Here is a 2,126-nt window from a genome sequence, read left to right as displayed (position 1 = left end):
TATCGGGAATCCCTATTAATAGTTTTATTTTTGTCTAGGAACTCTTTAGTTTTGCCTTGCCATGTATATTATGTATTCTCTCAATCATTTATTCTCTCAATCATTTATTCTCTCAATCATTTATTCTCTCAATCCTTAAATTTTCACGTAAATTATTTAGTTCTTCCATTTAGTTCCTGCCAAGTTTCTTTGGACTAAGTTTTTCTTCAAGTTTTTCTAAATTTGCTTCCAAAGCAGAGCTGTACCTCATTTGAGGGAAACCTCATCTTCAATTCTAGTCCTAAAGTTGCTTCTATATCTACCCCCCATTTCAACTCCAAATTCCAGTTTTCTTGCATAACAAAATATTGAAAAAACATACATAAAGCATAAAACCCTAACTAAAAATATCAAGCGCGAATAAAAGAGGGTATAATAGAAAAAGTTTAATAGATTAAAGGATATATATCATGCTTTTCAATGTTGTAAACACTTTACAGCATGGCAAAGAGGACACTTTAGTTTTATTTGCTAATGCTGAAAAGAAAGTAGTTAAAACTAATGAGCTAAAAGAAGAGACTGTAGCTGATGTAGAACGTCTTCTAGTTTTAGATAACTTTAAAGGTTCTGTAGGTGAAGTTAGTCACTTTTACGGAGTAGAAGGGTTAACTGGTTTTACGCGTGTAATTGTTGTAGGTTTAGGTAAAGATGCAACAATTTCCCCTAAAGCGCTTAAATCAGTAGCTGCAGCTTTAGTAAAAAAATTAAGAGAAGTTAAAGCTAGCTCTTTAACTTTACTTTTACCAGAAAACCTATTAGGTTTAGAGCAGGATGATATCTATCGTACCGCTTTAGTATTCGTTGAAGCGATTAATTTCAATCGTTACAAATTTAAACGTTATCTAACGTTAGATAAACCGGAAGAAGGTCATGCTGATGACTGCTCTTGTTGTACAGGGGTAAAATCTTACCACTTCCTAACTGACAAAGATAAAGCAGGTGCTTTTGAAGCTGGTTTAACAGATGCACGTTGCATCTCTGCTGGTATCAAATTAGCACGTGATTTAGGTAACTTACCAGGTAATGTTTGTACACCTCGTTACTTAGCTGACCAAGGCGAAAAACTTGCACGTGATTACGACAACATCACTACTGAAGTTTTAGATGAAGAGCAACTTGAAGCTTTAGGCATGGGTTGTTACCTAGCTGTAGGTAAAGGTTCTGCAAATCGTCCATATTTAACTGTAGTTAAATATAACGGTGCTGCTGATAGCAACGAACGCCCTTATGTGTTTGTTGGTAAAGGTATGACTTTTGATACAGGTGGTTACTCAATAAAACCAGCTGCAAGCATGGAAGAAATGAAATATGACATGTGTGGTGCAGCTTCAGTATTAGGTTTAGTAAAAGCTGTAGCAGAGTTAAATTTACCAATCAACCTAGTAGGGGTTGTAGCTGGTTGTGAAAACTTAATTTCAAGTACTTCATACCGCCCTGGTGATATCTTAAAATCAATGAACGGTTTAACAGTTGAAGTAAACAATACTGATGCTGAAGGTCGTTTAGTATTATGTGATTCTTTAACTTACGTATCACGTTTTAATCCGTTAAAAGTAATCGACATCGCAACTTTAACAGGAGCATGTATGGTTGCTTTAGGTAGCCGTTTAACAGGTGTTTTCTCTGAAAACGATACTTTTGCGCAAGAATTAGTAGACGCAGGTAAATACGTAGATGATGCTGGCTGGCGTTTACCATTAGATGACGACTTCCGTGCTGACATGCGTGGTAACCATGCGGATTTAACTAACGCAGGTGTACGTTTTGGTGGTGCTTCAACAGCGGCAGCTTTCTTAAGCTACTTTACTAAAGAGTACGACTGGGCACACTTAGATATCGCTGGTAGTGCATGGGTATCTGGTAAAAACCACTTAGCTACAGGTCGTCCTGTGTCATTAATGGCACGTTGGTTACAAAACCAAGTAATGGCTAAAGAAGCTAAATAATATAAACTGAATAATCTCCATTCTTAAAATACAGAATGCAGATTAGCAAACGATAAAAATAAAACCTCGAGCAAATAGCTTGAGGTTTTCCTAAGTTGCCACCTTTATAGACCACACTAGTACTTAGCACCCTTTAATTGG

At 36.4% G+C, this 2,126-nt stretch carries 1 protein-coding gene; it reads left to right on the top strand.

Going from position 1 to position 2,126, the window contains the following annotated elements; translation table 11 throughout:
- The first annotated feature begins 449 nt into the window (after positions 1 to 449).
- Positions 450 to 1,985, top strand: coding sequence for a leucyl aminopeptidase (locus CKF54_RS08045; protein ID WP_119525823.1), 1,536 nt, complete (start codon positions 450 to 452; stop codon positions 1,983 to 1,985).
- Positions 1,986 to 2,126: the final 141 nt, after the last annotated feature.

The sequence above is a fragment of the Psittacicella hinzii genome (assembly GCF_003585885.1).
In the GTDB taxonomy this organism is placed as follows: domain Bacteria; phylum Pseudomonadota; class Gammaproteobacteria; order Enterobacterales; family Psittacicellaceae; genus Psittacicella.
The sequence above is the reverse complement of the archived record's forward strand: the minus strand, read 5'-3'. Positions and strand labels throughout refer to the sequence as shown.

Coding starts and splice junctions, on each gene's coding strand:
- CKF54_RS08045 (WP_119525823.1), top strand. CDS start 450: ATGCTTTTCAATGTTGTAAACACTTTACAGCATGGCAAAGAGGACACT.